The following is a 15551-nucleotide window of genomic DNA, read 5'->3' as shown; positions in this document are numbered from 1 at the left end:
ACGCACCGTTGCCATTGCGCACAAAAGCGTCCACGCCATTATCGACGGGAGATGTGCCATGCCTGATCAACCACGTTTCATGCTGGTCGTTTCGCACCAGATGGAAATCACACCGGCTTTCGACCGGGCCGCTGCGCTGGCCCAGGCTTCGGGTGCGGCACTGCACATCGTGGCGTTCGATTACCTGGAAGGTCTGGCGAGCGCCGGCATGGCCAATGACGAGGCGCGCGAGCAGATGCGCATTGACTACGTCGAACGTCATCGCCAATGGCTGGAGAGCCAGGCCCGTCCGTTGCGCAAAACCGGCATCCCCGTCACCACCGAAGTGGTCTGGGTGGAAAGACCCTTGCAGGAAATCCTCATTCATATCAAAGAGCAGCCGATGGCCTTGCTGATCAAGGCCCTGGAATACGAGTCGCTGCTGTCACGCCTGATGTTCACCCCCCTGGACATCCACCTGCTGCGCGAATGCCCGGTGCCGTTGCATTATGTCAGCCAAGTACATCACGACCTGCCGCGCCGGATCGTTGCCGCCGTCGACCCGTTTCACCGCGACGGTCAGTACAAAAATTTCAATGACCGGATCCTGCACGAGGCGGCGAAACTGGCGAGTACCTGCAACGCCGAGCTCGATGTGATCTACGCCCATGACCTTTCCTCCATCAGCGCTGACGAATTCGGCTTCGATAATGCTTCGGCGTTTTTTTCTTCGAACAAAGCCAAGACCCTGTTCGATGCACAGGCCGATGCCTTCCGCGAGCTGGCCGAACGCAACGGCATTCCGCCTGAGCACCAGCACATGATCATGGGCGATCCGGCCAAGGTTCTTACCCTCTACGCCGATGCCTATGACATCGACGTGATCGTCATGGGCCGTGTCGGCCATCGCGGCATGGGTCGCCTGGTGGGCAGTACGGTGGAACATCTGCTGTACAAGATGCCGTGCAGCGTCTGGGTGGTTTCGCCGCAGGTATTGGCTGATTGACAGTGTTCAGTTCTGATCCAGATCATGTTTGCCAGCGGCCAACGGTGTAGAAATAAGTGAACGGCGTCGTTCATCACGATGCGCCCACCTTTGTTACCGGACGGAGGATCACCCGATGTTCACTGCCAAAAATCATCCGTATCGGGCCGCTGAAGGCTATGCCAAAGTCACTGGCCAATACTGGATCGAAACCCTGCGCGATGGTCGTCACGTGTTGATCCGGCAATTGACGGATAAAGACTACGAACGTGAATACGCCTTCATCAAACGCCTGGCCCCCGAGTCCCGGCACATGCGTTTTCTCGCGCGGGGCAACGAACCGCAAAAAGCCATGCCGGGACGCTGGGTGGACAACGAAAATAAACAGCGCATGGCGTACATCGCCCTGGTCCACGAGGATGGCCAACTGATCGAGATCGGCGTCAGCCGCTATGGCGCCACGGGCGTGCACAAATGCGAATGCACCGTGACAGTCGCCGAACAATGGAAGCTGCTGGGGTTGGGTACGCTACTGATGGAGCATTTGATCACGGCCGCGCGCAAGAATGCCTTCCACCACATTTACGCGGTCGACGAGTCGAGCAACGCACCCATGCGCGCCCTGGCCAGATCCCTGGGTTTCGAGACGCGCGACGATCCTTTCGAGACCCGCAAGGTCGTTCATCTCCTGTACCTGTAATCATCCCGGGCTCCGTTTGGCCCGGGTTGCTGATCAGCCTTGATCGTTCAGATCACCCCGCTTCTGCCATTGCGTAAAAACGTCTTGAGCTCACTCAGCGAGCGGGTATTGAGAACGTCTTGTTTTTCGAGCCAGGCACGACGGGCCTGGGCGACGCCATAGCGCAAACAGGAAAAATCAGCGCTGCGGTGGGCATCCGAATTGATACTGATGAGCACGCCCTGCTCTTTGGCGGACTGGCAATGGATGTCGAACAGGTCCATGCGCTGCGGCTGCGCGTTGAGCTCCAGGCAGCAGCCACGGGCGGAAGCGGCCTTGATGATCGCCGGCAGGTCCAGGTTCAGCGGCGCGCGCTCATTGATCAGCCGACACAGCGGGTGAGCCAGAATGCTGAAGTAGCGATGTTCCATGGCTTTTAGCAGGCGTCGGGTTTGTTGCCGAGATGGCAGGCTGAAATGACTGTGGACGGCGCCCACCACCAGGTCCAGGCGGCCGAGAACGTCGTCCGGCAAATCCAGGCTGCCGTCCTCGAGAATGTCGACCTCGATGCCCTTGAGCAAGGTCATGCCCTGCAAGCGGGCGTTGAGTGCATCGATCTGGTCGATTTGCTGCAACAACCGGTCAGTGTCCAGACCATGGGCCACCCTCAGGGAACGGGAATGGTCGGTAATCGCCAGGTAGTGCAGCCCGGCCGCCTGGGCCGCACACGCCATCTCTTCCAGACTATTGCCGCCATCCGAAGCGCGGGTATGGGCATGCAAGTCACCCTTGAGGTCGTTCAACTCGATCAGCCCGGGTAAACGACCTGCCAGCGCCGCTTCGACCTCGCCTCGACCTTCGCGCAGTTCCGGTACGATCCACACCAGACCCAATGCCCGATAAACCGAATCCTCGGTGGCGCTGGCCACGCATTCCCTGGCCTTGAACACGCCATATTCATTGAGCTTCAGGCCCTGCTTCTGGGCCCGCTGCCGAATCGCAATGTTATGCGCCTTGCTGCCGGTGAAATACACCAGTGCCGCACCATAGGCCCCCGGCTTGACCACCCGGATGTCCACTTGCAGACCAGAACCCAGGAGGACGCTGGCACGCGTGCGCCCTTTGGCCAGCACACGGGTCACGTCCGGATGGCGGATGAAATGCCCACTGACGTCCACAGACGGCCCGGCAGCCACGAGGATATCGATGTCGCCAATGGTGTCGCGCAGGCGTCTCAGGCTTCCGGCGACCGTTGCAATCTCGACACCGGGCATCTGCCGCAGGTACTCCGTCATCCTTTGGGCCACCGGTTCGACAAACGCCAAGGGCCAACGACGTTCCTTTGCGAGGCCCTCCTGCACGGCCTTCAACAACCGGGCTTCCAGCTTTTCGCCGAAGCCGGGCAGATGGCGAATACGCCCCTGCTCAGCGGCCTGGCACAACTGCTGCGCGGTTGCGATCCCCAGGTCGTGGTAGAGGTGCTTGACCCGTTTGGGTCCCAGACCGGCAATGGACAGCAGTTCGACCAGTCCGGGCGGCACTGCCGACTGTAACCGCTGGCGCAGGGCGCAATCGCCGGTGACGACGATTTCATTGATCTTGCCGGCCAGATCGACGCCGACACCCGTCAGCTTGGGCAGCGATTCACCGCGGGTGATGAGCGGCGCCAGGCCAAAGGACAACGCTCTTAAGGTCCGCGCCGCATTACGGTAAGCGCGGATCCGGAAGGGGTTGGCGTCCTCGATGTCCAACAGATCGGCGATGTCGTCAAAAATCGCGGCAATCTCGTCATTGCCCATCAGACGCCTGGCCTGCGGCGACGAAGGCTGCAAGGCGGGCACCGGTGGTGCAAAAGGCATTATTTCTTCGTCCCCAGCGACGCCAGGTAATGAGCGACCGATTCGGCGTCCTCATCCGCCAGCGCATGAGCAACCTGCTGGGTCAGGTCGCCCCGGGGATGCTGTTCGGTGCGTTGAAAAAGCCTGATCTGCCCCATCAGGTAGGCGGCATGCTGACCGGCCAGGCGCGGCACCTGGCCACCGCCCTGACCTTGAGCACCATGACAGGCACTGCATTGAGCAATGCCCGCCCCGGGCACCCCCTGGCGAAAAATCAATTCACCCCGCGCATCCGGCGTATCGGCATCAGCCTTCATCGGGCTCTGGCTTGAAAAATAGTCCGCCAGCTCGGCGATCTGGGTCGGCGTCAAACGGGTAAAACCCCACATGTACTGAGTGCCGGTCTTATCGCTGCGTCCATGGTTCTTGAAGTCGACCAGTTGCAATTTCAGGTACTCCTTTTGCTGGCCGGCCAACTTGGGAAACGTCGGTGAGATGGACTCGCCCGTCAGTCCATGGCACTGCGCGCACACCTGGTCCGCCATGGCGATGCCGGACATGGGCGAAGTGCCTTGCCCGGCCTCCTCGTTCGAATGGGTACAACCCGTGAGCATCGCTACGCAGAGGGCAAGAACCCAGTGTGCCTGGTGCAAAGTACGCTTCATGGCGGTGGCTCCCATGGTCTATGCCCTGCGTCCAACTGTCCGGAAGCCATTCGGAACACCACCTGCCGTTCAGGGCCTATCGGGCGGTCTGCGAATGCTTGATCCAGACACCTTCTCCCAAGCCGTTGCAGCCTTTATTGACGAATCTCAATTTTCCCTCCGAATCAGGGTGTAGGAATAAACAATCAGCTCCGAAGCGACCCTCAGGGCCGAGCCTGGACACTGGCTTCTGCTGGCGGGCTAACCCACTTCTAAGGGAACGATGGTCATGAATACAGCCTCGCAAGACCTGCTGGACTCATTGGATGGCTCGCTGCGGCGCATCGACGATGCCGCCATCGAGCCGCTTCTGCGCCAATACGCCGAGCCGCTGCCGGAACTGGACGCTCCGGCCTTTGGTGAAATGTTCGATCGTTACGCCGATGCCCGTGTGGTGATGATCGGTGAAGCCAGTCATGGCACCCGCGACTTTTATCGAACCCGCGCAGCCATCACCCGACGGCTGATTGAGCAGCACGGGTTCAACATCGTGGCCGTAGAGGCCGACTGGCCGGATGCAGGCCATGTCGATCGTTATGTCCGGGGGCTGGCCCCCACGGCCTGGAAGCGCCACATCTTCAGCCGATTCCCGACCTGGATGTGGCGCAACGCCGAGGTGAAGGAATTCGCCCATTGGCTGCATCAGTACAACCATCAGCTAGCCCCGGAACGTCGCGTCGAATTCCGCGGCCTGGACGTCTACAGCTTGCGCAACTCGATTCATGAAGTGCTGGCTTATCTCGACGGCGTCGACCCGCAACTGGCCCACGAAGCCCGGCGCCGCTATGGCTGCCTGACCCCTTGGCAGGATGACCCGGCGCTGTACGGTCACTTCGTCGAACGCGGCGGCCTGATGCCCTGTGAACAGTCGGTCATCGACCAGCTCAACGCCATGCTTGCCGAACAGCTGGCCGGGGACATCAAGGACGACGAGGCTTTTTTCAACGCGGCGCAAAACGCCCGGGTGGTGCAGGCGGCCGAACAGTATTACCGGGCGATCTATCGAGGCTCGACCGCCTCCTGGAACCTGCGTGACCGGCATATGTTCGACACCTTGCAGGCATTGCTCGAGCATCGCGGCCCGCAGTCCAAAGCCGTGGTCTGGGCCCACAACTCCCATATCGGCAATGCGGCAGCCACGGAAATGGGCTGGAAGGGTCAGTTCAACATCGGCCAGCTATGCCGCAGCGCCTTTGGCCGAAACGTGGTGCTGATCGGCATGAGCACCGATCGCGGCCAGGTCGCCGCGGCCGACGACTGGGACGGCGAGATGCTCATCAAGGACATTCGGCCGTCTCGCCCGGACAGTTGGGAACATCAGTTCCTCAAGGCCGGCGTGCCGGCGTCGTTGACGGACTGGCGCGACCCTCAGCGCACGGCGCTGCGCCGGGTGCTGTCCAAACCATTGCTGGAGCGCGCCATCGGGGTGATTTACCGCCCCGAAACCGAACGCGCCAGTCACTATTTCGAAGCGATGCTGGTTGAACAGTTTGACGCGATGATCTGGATTGAACAGACCCAACCGGTCACGGCGCTGCCACTGCCGAGGCGCCAGACCCTCGAACCCGAAGACGAAACTTTCCCGTTTGGCGTGTGAAGGATCAAGGTTCATCAGGCCTTTGGATGACGACGCTGCAGATGCGTTCCAAACCAGTCGCGAGCCAGCCTGGCGACTTCCTCAAGGGTTCCGGGCTCTTCGAAAAGATGCGTAGCGCCCGCCACCACTTCCAGACGCTGCTCGCAGCGCAAGACATGACTGATTCGCTGGTTCAACTCGAGCACCATCGGGTCCCATGCGCCGACGATCTGCAAGGTCGGCGCCCTGACTTGCAACAATGCCGCCTCCGCCAGGTCGGTTCGCCCTCCCCGGCTGACCACTGCATGCACCACGTCTGCGCGCGCGGCGGCAGCCAACAGCGCCGCCGCCGCACCGGTGCTGGCACCGAACAGACCGATGCGCAGCGAGCGCAACTCCGGGTCCCGGCCCACCCAGTCGATCACCTCCACCAGCCGCCCGGTAAGCAAATCGATATCGAAACGCAGCTGGCCGGTGAGGTTATCCAGGCGTTGCTCCGCCTCCGTCAGCAGGTCGAACAACAGCGAACCCAGTCCCCGCCTGGCCAGCGACTCTGCGACAAACTGATTGCGCGGGCTCAAACGGCCGCTGCCGCTGCCATGAACGAAGATCACCAGACCCTCAGCATGCGGCGGCAGTCGCAAATCGGCGGATAACTCAACATCTTGCAATTCCAGCTGTCGAGATTGAGGCTCAGTCATCGAAAGGCTCCCGAGAGGAGGAATCGCTGGCGGCCTCTCGCTGCCAGGCCCGCTGCAACAGATCAATGACTTCCTCATCCGAGGTCTGGGGGAAGCTCAAGTACCAATATCCGATCGACATCATCCATTCCGGCATGAGCGGGCAGATCACCTCGTCGACTTCGAAGCTCAGCGTCTCCACTGTTTCCAGTGGCGCAACCGGCACGGCGACGACGATGCGAGCCGGTGCCTGCAGGCGCACCGCGCGGATCGCCGCCATCATCGAGGCGCCCGTCGCCAGGCCGTCATCGATCAGGATTACCACCTGCCCCTTGAGCTGCAAGGGTGGCCGGGCGCCCCGGTACAATTGCTCGCGCCGATGCAATTCGCGTGTTTCACGCGCCACCACCGCCTCGAATGCGGCCGGGGAAACCGGGTGTGCCCGCAGCGCTTCTTCATTGCGGATCTGGATACCGCCACTGGCAATGGCGCCCATGGCGAACTCAGGGTTGGACGGCACGCCCAGCTTGCGCACCAGCATCAGGTCCAGGCGCACGTCCAGGGCCTTGACCACTTGATAGGCGACCGGCACGCCGCCACGGGGCAAGGCCAGGACGATGACATCGGGTCGATGCGCATATTTGAGCAGCGGTTCCACCAGACGACGACCGGCTTCGCTGCGGTCCTGCAAAGTGGTTTGCAATGAGGGACTTTGAGTCATGGAATACCTCCACCGGCGATGACGCCTGGGGTTGGGTTACACAGGGTCTGGACCGTTCCAGATCGCCAGAACACTGCAAGGCACCTGATACAGGATATGTTCGGTCGTGCTGCCCAGAAGCTTCTCCAGGCCATGGTGCTGAACCCTGCCCATCACGATCACATCCACGTGCTGCTTGTTGACGAACTCACTCAGCCCAGCGACGGGATGCTCAAGGATGAAATGGTGACGATCGGAGGGTACGCCATAGCGAGCGGCCAGATTGAGGAACGCTTTTTCCTCGGTCGAACGCAGCTCTTCGGTGATGTCCGACGCCGACAGGCTGCCCATGTCCGCCAGATAGCCCGGGGTCAGATCGCAGGCATACAACAGGTGCAACTCGGCATCGCACTGCAGCGCCAGTTGGTTGGCTTGTTGGATGATTCGGTCATTCAGCTCGCCGTTTGCGGGTGCTGTATTGGACACGTCAACCGCGGCCACGACCTTGCGCGGCAACGCATGGGTCGCGCCGCCCACCAGATAGACCGGTACCGGGCAGTGGCGTAACAAGTGCCAGTCCAGGGGCGTGAAGAATGCGCGTTTGAGCGCGGATTCGTGCTGCACTTCCTTGATCAACAGGTCGGGTCGCATTTCCCTGACGTGGTCGAGGATGTCTTGCTGCATGTCGTCGGCCCAGGTCACTTCCGTCGTCACCTTGATCCCGAGTGCCTGGAGCTTCGCGACCTGATTCTTCAGCCAGTCACGATGGTCCTGGAGGTAGCTTTCCCGGGCTTTTTCCCGCACACCCTCTTCGAGGAGTAAAAGTATGTCCAACGGTTTTGCGAACGCCGCAATATGCAAGCTCGCGCCACTGACCTTCGCCAGGGCGGCAGCATGCTGTATCGCAGGGGAATGGCGCAGGGCCGGGTTGATGATCAGCAACAGGCGTTGATATTGACTCATGGTTTGACTCCAGCCAGGTGGGACTCGACGTCCACCACTGCCCCGTTGCCCGGGCCGACGGTGACGCCTGCGCCGGATCAGCCACCAGCGTGGATTCAGGTTCCTCCGTTGAGGTCTTCATGGCGTTGATTAATGTCAAATCCCCGCGCAAGACCGAGCATTGGAGGAATGGTGGCGAGTGTCATTTCAGCGCACTTGATCAATATCAATAGGGCCGGATCGAAGAGTACTAAGTTGAAAACGAATCGGTTCCCGTCAGGAGATGGTCATGTCGCCTCACATTGCCAGTCAGCGCTTACGCTTGTACGACAGCGAAGAACTCGAGGGCGTACTGCAGGCGATGGCCCGCCAGGCCGCGGCCTTGTTGCCGCCCACTCAAGCGGCACTGATTGGTATCCAGCGCCGTGGCGAGCCTCTGGCACAGCGTTTACAGCAGCATTTATCGCGCCTGACCGGACAACCGGAACTGCCGGTCTACCCATTGAAGGTCAAGCGCTATGCCGACGATCTCAAGGTGCTGCACGCACACACCGAATTGACCGAAAACCCGCTGTTGGGTGAACTGGACCTCGCCAACACCACCTTGCTGGTGGTCGATGATGTGCTGTTCGAAGGCCATTCGCTGCTGCGTACCTGCGCGTACCTGGCGCAACTCGGGGCCCGTCGGGTCTACACTGCAATTCTGGTCGACCGGCATGTCTGCCAGCAGCCAATCCGTGCCGACATTGTCGGCGTGCATCTGCAAGTTGCCGCCCGGGACATCGTCGAATGCCATGTCCCGCCCTATGAAACGGAGTTCTGCATTGAGGTCTGGCGTCATGGTGCCGCCCGATGATGGCGCGACTGTTCGTTCGATGAGCCTCAAAGGAGCCAAACCATGCTCAGCCATCGCCCGCTTCTTTTCGCTCTGCAAGGCAGTGAGGACTACGCAACCGCTGTCGCACAGCGACTGGGCTGCGCGCTGGCGCTTCATGAGGAGCGCGACTACGAAGATGGCGAGCATAAATGCCGGCCGCTCGATTCGGTTAACGGTCGCGAGGTTGTGGTGTTCCATTCCCTGTATGGGGATGGCCGGCAGAGCGCCAACGACAAGCTGTGCCGCCTGTTGTTTTTTTGCGGTGCGCTCAAGGATGCCGGCGCTCGCCATGTGCAGGTCGTTACGCCTTACCTCTGCTACGGACGCAAGGATCGCCGCAGCCAACCACAGGACCCTACGATCACGCGTTACGTGGCGACCCTGATTGAAGCCTGCGGCATCGATCGTCTGATGGCGCTGGAAGTGCATAACCCGGCGGCATTCGACAATGCCTTTCGTATTCCCGCGCGGAACGTGCAGTGCGCAGAATTGTTCGCCCGGCACTTCGCCAGGCATGTCGGTGATGCCGAAGTGGTGGCGGTATCCCCGGATTCCGGCGGCGCCAAGCGCGCCGAGCAGTTTCGCCAGGCCCTCGAACGACAACTGGGGCGTCCGGTGGGCAGTGCGTTGATGGAAAAACACCGTGTTCACATGACGTTGACGGGCACCCTGCTGGTCGGCGACGTCGCGGGCAAGACCGCCATTGTGTTCGACGACCTGATCAGCACCGGTGAAACGCTCAAACGTGCCGGCCTTGCCTGCCAAAGAGATGGAGCGGCGCGGATATTCGCCGCCGCCACCCATGGTTTGTTCACCAATGGCGAGCAGCTGTTTGACCCGCCGTTGTTCGAGCACATTGCGGTCGCTGACGGCATACCGCCGTTTCGCCTGTCTACCGAATGTGTGAAGCAGCATGTGCACGTCATCGACAGCACCGCCCTGATCGCCACCTTGCTCGCGGAAAATGGCGCATTTGAATGCGATTAGGCAGGTGCATCGGGCTTGGCCGTGAAGATCAACCCATCCAGCGAATCACCGGTTCCCTGTGCGCAACAGGCACCGGGCTGGTCTCCGGATAGCCGACGATGATGGGCGCCACTGGCGTCCACTCGGCAGGCAGACCGAGGGTCTTCTTGCCCTGCGGCGTATTGAGAAAGCCTTGAGCGAAACCGATCCAACAGCTACCCAGCCCTTCGGCATACGCGGCAAGCATCAGGTTCTCGGCGGCCAGCGAGCAGTCTTCGACGATCCACTGGCCCGGCATATTTCCAGAAATGAGGATGAGCACTGGTGCGTGGTAGAAAATCTGGAAGTCTTCGTCCGTCAGCAACCCATGGAAGTGCCCGGAGTGCGGGCCGGCCGGCATTGTTGCGAGCATGTAGGCCTTTGCTTCACGGGAGATCCGGTCCAGCAGTTCCTGGTCACGAATCACCGTGAACGTCCAGGGTTGCTGGTTTACCGCACTGGGCGCCTGGACGGCGGCATTGATCAAACGACGAATGATTTTTTCATCAACCGCTTCAGTCGTGTATTCGCGCGTCGAGCGCCGTCCGGAAATGGCCTGGTCAATGTTCATGAATGCGTACCACAAAATGGGGTCGTTCCATAAAGTCGGCCAGGCACGGGCACCTGCTGTTGATTTAGATCAATTCAACGCTGAACCGGCCTTTCGTTTCGTCCGAAGTCTCGCCCACGGCAGTGCGAGACGACCTCGTACGAATTTGATCTGCATCAGAGGGACGCTGTGCGCTCGCTGCACACTGAATACGCCGGGCTCGCTTTCGCGAGAGGGGTAATGCGGGTGGAAATGGCTCGCGCAGGAGCACTGACATGTGCGTAAAACTCAGGCTGCATCGCCACGGCTGGGCCACGCTGCGGTGGCTGATGGGCGTCGCGCTGCTGTGCATCGGCGCACTGGTCTGGGGAGCCGACAGCACCGTGCAGCGCGTCGAGCCGCGTGTGACGATACTGGTTTACCACCGTTTTTCGGACTCGGCGGATGACTCGATGACCGTGCGCATGAGCACCTTCGAAGCCCAATTGCGTGTCCTGCGCGAACATGGCTACCAGATCGTGCCGTTGCGCGAGGTCGTCGACTGGCTGCGCGGCCCGGATGCAACGCTACCGCCCAAGCCAGTGGTGATCACCGTCGACGACGGGCACCGTTCGGTCTACGAAAAACTGCTGCCGGTGCTGCTGCGCGATCGGTTCATGGTCACGCTGTTTATCTACCCGTCGGCGATATCCAATGCGTCCTATGCCATGACCTGGGAGCAATTGCGTGCCCTCAAACAGACCGGGCTGGTGGACATCCAGTCGCACACCTTCTGGCATCCCAATTTCAAGGTCGAGCGTCGACAGCGCACGCCGGCGGATTTCCAGCAATTTGTGCGCATGCAACTGAGCAAATCGCGACAACGTCTCGAAGCGCAAACCGGTGCGCAGGTCGACATGCTCGCCTGGCCGTTCGGTATCTACGATGACGAGTTGATCAGCCTCGCCACAGCCGAAGGCTATACCGTCGGCTTGACACTGGACGCCCGCAAGGCCGACCGGCACGCACGGCTGCTGGCACTGCCGCGCTTTCTGATGACCGATGCCTACGGCGCAAAAGCGTTCGCCCGCCTGCTCGGTGAACCCGACACCCCGTCCGTGTCCGCAACGGGGAACTCACCATGAGTTTGACGCGCCTGTTGAAGCCTCGGGGGATCCCGGTGTTGTTTGTCTTCACCGCCCTGCTGGCGGGTCAGGCCCTGGCCATCAGCGGCGTCGTACTCGACGCCAGTACCCGGGATCCATTGGCCGGCGCGATCGTCACGACCTCGGCGGGTGTGACGCGAACCGACGAGCAGGGGCGATTCGACATCGATGGCGCGAGCGAAAGCGTCGCGGCCCGCGCTCCGGGTTATCTGCGCAGCGAAGCCAAGGTGTCCGACGAAACGTCCGTGACACTGGCGTTAACCCCCTTTCGCCCGAAAGCCGTTTACCTGTCGGTGTTCGGCGTGACCAGCGCGACCCTGCGCAACAGGGCCGTCAGCCTGGCCGACCGTACCGTGATCAATGCCCTGGTCATTGACGTCAAGGGCGACCGCGGCCTCACCCCTTACCGCAGTGCAGCGCGCGAGGCAATTGGCGCGGCGGCTCGCGCGACCACGCGCGTACCCCATGTGCGTGACTTTCCTGCGCTGGTTGCCAGGTTGCATGCACAACACCTGTACCTGATCGCACGGATCGTGGTGTTCAAGGACGATCCGCTCGCCGACGCCCATCCGCAGTGGAGCGTGCACACCGCCGACGGCACACCCTGGCGCGATGGCGAAAATTTGCAATGGATGGACCCGTTTTCGCAGGACGTCTGGCAGCACAATCTTGATGTCGCCGAGGAAGCGGCGCGGATGGGCTTCGATGAAGTCCAGTTCGACTATGTGCGCTTTCCAGACAAGACTGGCCTGCACTTTGCCCGGGCCAACACCCGGGCCAATCGGACCGAGGCGATCGTCGGCTTCCTTGAGGCTGCACGCACCCGGCTGGCGCCCTATAACGTCTTCGTCTCCGCGGACATCTTCGGCTACGTCTGCTGGAACCTCGACGACACCGCGATCGGCCAGCAGATCGAATTGCTCGGTGCACCGCTCGACTATATTTCGCCGATGCTGTACCCGTCGGGCTTCACATGGGGGCTGCCGGGCCTGACCGATCCGGTGAGCGATCCCGGCCAGATTGTCAGGCGTTCCCTGGCCGAGGCGATGCATCGCACCCGTCTGCCGGGGGTGCGTTTTCGTCCGTGGCTCCAGGCCTTTCGTGACTATGCGTTCGATCATCGCCTGTTTGACGCGACGGCGATCAAGGCGCAGATCAACGCTGCCGATGCCGCTGACTCCGATGGATGGATGCTATGGAACCCACACAATCACTACGACGCCGCCGATCTGCCCCAACGTTGATCGGAACGCTGATACGCCGGGCCGTGCTGGTTGGCCTGTTGACCGCCGCGACAATCGCCGGCGCCGTCGAATTCGATGCGCCCGCGCGTCTGCAAGTCGCACGGATCGTCGAGGGGCAGATCACCGCCGGACGCCTGCCAGGGGCCGTCGTGCTGATCGGTGATTCCACCCATGTGCTCTATCGCCAGGCGTTCGGGCAACGCGCGACCCTTCCTTTTCCCGAGCCGATGACACTGGATACCGAGTTCGACCTTGCGTCGCTGACCAAGGCCATCGCCACCACCACCGCAGTGATGCAGCTGGCCGAAGCGGGCCGTATCGATCTGGATAAACCCGTCGCTCACTATTGGCCTGCCTTTGCCCTGCATCGCAAGAATGCGGTCACCGTGCGTGAGTTGCTCGCGCATACGTCGGGGCTGCCGGCGGATCTACCTGCGCGGCCCGCAAAGGCGGGACGGGAAGCGGTGTTGAGCGCCATCGCGGCTCAGAGCCTGCGTAGCGAACCCGGCGAGCGGGTCATTTACAGCGACCTGAATTTCGTGGTGCTTGGCGAGTTGGTCGAACGCATCACCCACCTGCCACTCAACGCTTACTGCCGGATTCACATTTTCAGCCCATTGGGCATGCGCGATACCGTTTTCCTTCCGGACCCAGCGCGAGCGGCACGCAGCGCCCCAACCCTTGCCAACGACACCGGCACCCTGCGCGGGCATGTACACGACCCGACGGCGCGCTGGATGGGCGGCGTTTCCGGCAATGCCGGACTGTTTTCCACCGCCGACGACCTGGCCCGCTTCGCGCAGATGATCCTCAACCAGGGGCGCGCGGGAAGTACCCGGATTCTGCGCCCGGAGAGTATCGCTGCCCTTGCTGCCCCTGCCTCTGCGCTCGCGTCCACGCCATGGCGCGGCCTCGGCTGGGAACTGAGCGCACCGCTCGTGCAGAATCATGACCGCCTGCCACCGATCGGTGTCATCGGCCACACCGGCTACACCGGGACGGGCCTGTGGATCGATCAGGTCACACGGCAGTTCATTGTCATCCTCACCAACCGCGTGTACCCGGACGACCACGGTGACGCTCGCCCGCTTCGTGCGCAGTTGCTTGCGCTGCTGGCAAGCCGCGCCGCGCCGGCGAGCGTCGCGCAAATCGGGCGTTTGATGCCGTCAGCATTGCCGGCGCTGCAGGCCGCCGCTCGACTGCCGACTTCCACGGGCCCGGTCCAGGCCGGAATCGACGTACTGCAAGCCCAACAATTTGCTCCGCTCGCCGGCCTGCGGGTGGGGTTGATCACCAATCGCAGCGGCTTCGACGCCCGGGGCAGGCGCACCATCGATGTACTTGCCCATGCACCAGGGGTCAGGTTGGCAGCGCTGTTCTCGCCGGAGCACGGGCTTGATATCGATGTCGACGAGCGCGTCGGTGACACCCGCGACACCGCCACCGGCCTCACCGTACACAGCCTCTACGGCGCCACGCAGCGCTTCCCGGCGCAATCGCTGCAGGCTCTGGATGCGTTGGTGTTCGACATACAGGATGCCGGCGTGCGCTTCTTCACTTATGAGACGACGCTCGGCTATGCGCTCGAGGCCGCTGCGGCCCGGGGCATTGCGCTGTTCGTGCTCGACCGGCCCGACCCGCTGGGTGCGCAGCGATTCGGCGGCCCGGTGCTGGACAGCCGCCGCCCATCATTCACCGGCTACTTCCCGGCGCCGCTGCAACCCGGCATGACGGTCAGTGAGCTGGCGAGCCTGTTCAATCGCAACAAGCACATTGGCGCGGATCTGCGCGTCGTGCCGATGCAGGGCTACCGACGCGCCATGACGTTTGCCGACACCGGCCTGGGTTGGGTGCCGCTTTCGCCGAACCTGCGCACGCTGAGCCAACTCGACTTGTACCCGGATGTCGCTTTGCTTGAGGGTGCGAATGTGAGTGTGGGACGCGGCACACCGCATCCGTTTGAATGGATCGGCGCGCCATGGATCGATGCGAAGCGGCTGGCATCCGCGCTGAATGCGCTTGGGGCTGGCGCGCATTTCGAGCCGGTCGATTTCGTCCCCACCGAGGCCACGTGGCGCGGTCAGCTCTGTCACGGTGTGAGTATCACCCGCGATCCGCCGGCCGATGCCGTGCCGGTGGCAAGCCTGGGATTATCGTTGCTTGCCACCCTGCACGGGCTCTATCGCGACACCTTCGACTTTGCGGCAACCCGCGATTCGGTCGGCTCGCCCACCGTGTGGCAAGCCATTCGCGACGGCGCTACACCGCAGGCAGCACAAGCACTCGACGCCGCGTCGCTCGCACGCTTCGCGCGACTTCGGCAGCAGAACCTGCGTTATTGAGCCCGCGAAGAAACCACTCGGTCGGTTCGCCAGCGCCGCTCAAATGCGCGCTTGCGCGGGGTTGGACTTTTGCTCGAGGTAGCTTATGAGCGTGTCCAGGGTGTCCACATGCTGGTAATCGCTTTCAGCAATGGCAATTCCCAGACGCCGGTTCAGCGCCTCGATGAAACGAAGCCAGTCCATGGAGTCCAGATCAACCTCTTCGCGCAGTGACCTGTCGGCACGCAACAGCTCGGTCTCCAGCTCCGGAGCAATGCCCTTCAAGGCACTCAATACTTCATTGCGGATCATTTGCCGGTCCATGT

The 15551-nt window shown here is 61.9% G+C and carries 15 protein-coding genes; 8 read left to right on the top strand and 7 right to left on the bottom strand.

The window, feature by feature from the left end; translation table 11 throughout:
* The first annotated feature begins 58 nt into the window (after positions 1-58).
* Both ACGJAX_RS20030 and ACGJAX_RS20025 read left to right on the top strand, forming a co-directional pair.
* The gene (locus ACGJAX_RS20030) at positions 59-985 is read left to right on the top strand and encodes a universal stress protein (protein ID WP_390955844.1); all 927 of its coding nucleotides are present in this window, start codon (positions 59-61) and stop codon (positions 983-985) included.
* A 115-nt stretch (positions 986-1100) separates the two neighbouring features.
* The gene (locus tag ACGJAX_RS20025) at positions 1101-1664 is read left to right on the top strand and encodes a GNAT family N-acetyltransferase (RefSeq protein ID WP_390955843.1); all 564 of its coding nucleotides are present in this window, start codon (positions 1101-1103) and stop codon (positions 1662-1664) included.
* Positions 1665-1711: 47 nt separating this feature from the next.
* On the opposite strand, the gene polX is transcribed toward ACGJAX_RS20025, so the two are convergent.
* Together polX and ACGJAX_RS20015 are read right to left on the bottom strand one after the other, a co-directional pair.
* Positions 1712-3502: a DNA polymerase/3'-5' exonuclease PolX gene (polX, locus tag ACGJAX_RS20020; protein ID WP_390955842.1), complete on the bottom strand. Its 1791-nt coding sequence runs from the start codon at positions 3500-3502 to the stop codon at positions 1712-1714.
* A complete protein-coding gene (locus tag ACGJAX_RS20015) occupies positions 3502-4146 on the bottom strand; it encodes a c-type cytochrome (protein ID WP_390955841.1) in 645 nt (214 codons plus the stop codon). The genes polX and ACGJAX_RS20015 overlap by 1 nt, the downstream gene beginning before the upstream one ends.
* A 268-nt stretch (positions 4147-4414) precedes the next feature.
* Between ACGJAX_RS20015 and ACGJAX_RS20010 the strand changes: the two genes are divergently transcribed.
* The gene (locus ACGJAX_RS20010; RefSeq protein ID WP_390955840.1) at positions 4415-5782 is read left to right on the top strand and encodes an erythromycin esterase family protein; all 1368 of its coding nucleotides are present in this window, start codon (positions 4415-4417) and stop codon (positions 5780-5782) included.
* A 14-nt stretch (positions 5783-5796) separates the two neighbouring features.
* Here the strand turns inward: ACGJAX_RS20010 and ACGJAX_RS20005 are convergent, their stop codons facing one another.
* The 3 genes from ACGJAX_RS20005 to ACGJAX_RS19995 are packed head-to-tail and all read right to left on the bottom strand — an operon-like array spanning position 5797 to position 8104.
* Complete coding sequence (locus ACGJAX_RS20005) at positions 5797-6462, bottom strand: dienelactone hydrolase family protein (protein ID WP_090322552.1); 666 nt, start codon at positions 6460-6462, stop codon at positions 5797-5799.
* Positions 6455-7162: a phosphoribosyltransferase family protein gene (locus ACGJAX_RS20000; protein ID WP_390955839.1), complete on the bottom strand. Its 708-nt coding sequence runs from the start codon at positions 7160-7162 to the stop codon at positions 6455-6457. The genes ACGJAX_RS20005 and ACGJAX_RS20000 overlap by 8 nt, the downstream gene beginning before the upstream one ends.
* Positions 7163-7198: 36 nt before the next feature.
* A complete protein-coding gene (locus tag ACGJAX_RS19995; RefSeq protein WP_390955838.1) occupies positions 7199-8104 on the bottom strand; it encodes a universal stress protein in 906 nt (301 codons plus the stop codon).
* 268 nt (positions 8105-8372) lie between these two features.
* Here ACGJAX_RS19995 and ACGJAX_RS19990 point away from each other — a divergent pair, with 268 nt between their 5' ends.
* The gene (locus ACGJAX_RS19990; RefSeq protein ID WP_248916332.1) at positions 8373-8939 is read left to right on the top strand and encodes a phosphoribosyltransferase family protein; all 567 of its coding nucleotides are present in this window, start codon (positions 8373-8375) and stop codon (positions 8937-8939) included.
* A gap of 42 nt (positions 8940-8981) precedes the next feature.
* Complete coding sequence (locus ACGJAX_RS19985; protein ID WP_390955836.1) at positions 8982-9947, top strand: ribose-phosphate diphosphokinase; 966 nt, start codon at positions 8982-8984, stop codon at positions 9945-9947.
* Positions 9948-9975: 28 nt separating this feature from the next.
* Here ACGJAX_RS19985 and ACGJAX_RS19980 read toward each other — a convergent pair whose 3' ends face one another.
* Positions 9976-10536, bottom strand: a complete 561-nt coding sequence (locus ACGJAX_RS19980) for a nitroreductase family protein (RefSeq protein WP_247257454.1) — start codon at positions 10534-10536, stop codon at positions 9976-9978.
* A 254-nt stretch (positions 10537-10790) separates the two neighbouring features.
* Between ACGJAX_RS19980 and ACGJAX_RS19975 the strand changes: the two genes are divergently transcribed.
* The 3 genes from ACGJAX_RS19975 to ACGJAX_RS19965 are packed head-to-tail and all read left to right on the top strand — an operon-like array spanning position 10791 to position 15246.
* Entirely contained in the window at positions 10791-11639 is an 849-nt protein-coding gene (locus tag ACGJAX_RS19975; protein ID WP_390955835.1) for a polysaccharide deacetylase family protein, read from the top strand.
* Positions 11636-12904, top strand: coding sequence for a putative glycoside hydrolase (locus ACGJAX_RS19970; protein WP_390955834.1), 1269 nt, complete (start codon positions 11636-11638; stop codon positions 12902-12904). Before ACGJAX_RS19975 ends, ACGJAX_RS19970 begins: the two co-directional genes overlap by 4 nt.
* A complete protein-coding gene (locus ACGJAX_RS19965; RefSeq protein ID WP_390955833.1) occupies positions 12856-15246 on the top strand; it encodes a serine hydrolase in 2391 nt (796 codons plus the stop codon). Before ACGJAX_RS19970 ends, ACGJAX_RS19965 begins: the two co-directional genes overlap by 49 nt.
* Before the next feature lie 39 nt (positions 15247-15285).
* Here the strand turns inward: ACGJAX_RS19965 and ACGJAX_RS19960 are convergent, their stop codons facing one another.
* Positions 15286-15549 carry a phosphopantetheine-binding protein gene (locus ACGJAX_RS19960; RefSeq protein ID WP_390955832.1) on the bottom strand — a complete coding sequence of 88 codons (264 nt, stop codon included), beginning with the start codon at positions 15547-15549 and terminating at the stop codon, positions 15286-15288.
* Positions 15550-15551: the final 2 nt, after the last annotated feature.

Source organism: Pseudomonas moorei (assembly GCF_042846945.1).
Classification (GTDB): Bacteria; Pseudomonadota; Gammaproteobacteria; order Pseudomonadales; family Pseudomonadaceae; genus Aquipseudomonas; species Aquipseudomonas moorei.
The sequence above is the reverse complement of the archived record's forward strand: the minus strand, read 5'-3'. Positions and strand labels throughout refer to the sequence as shown.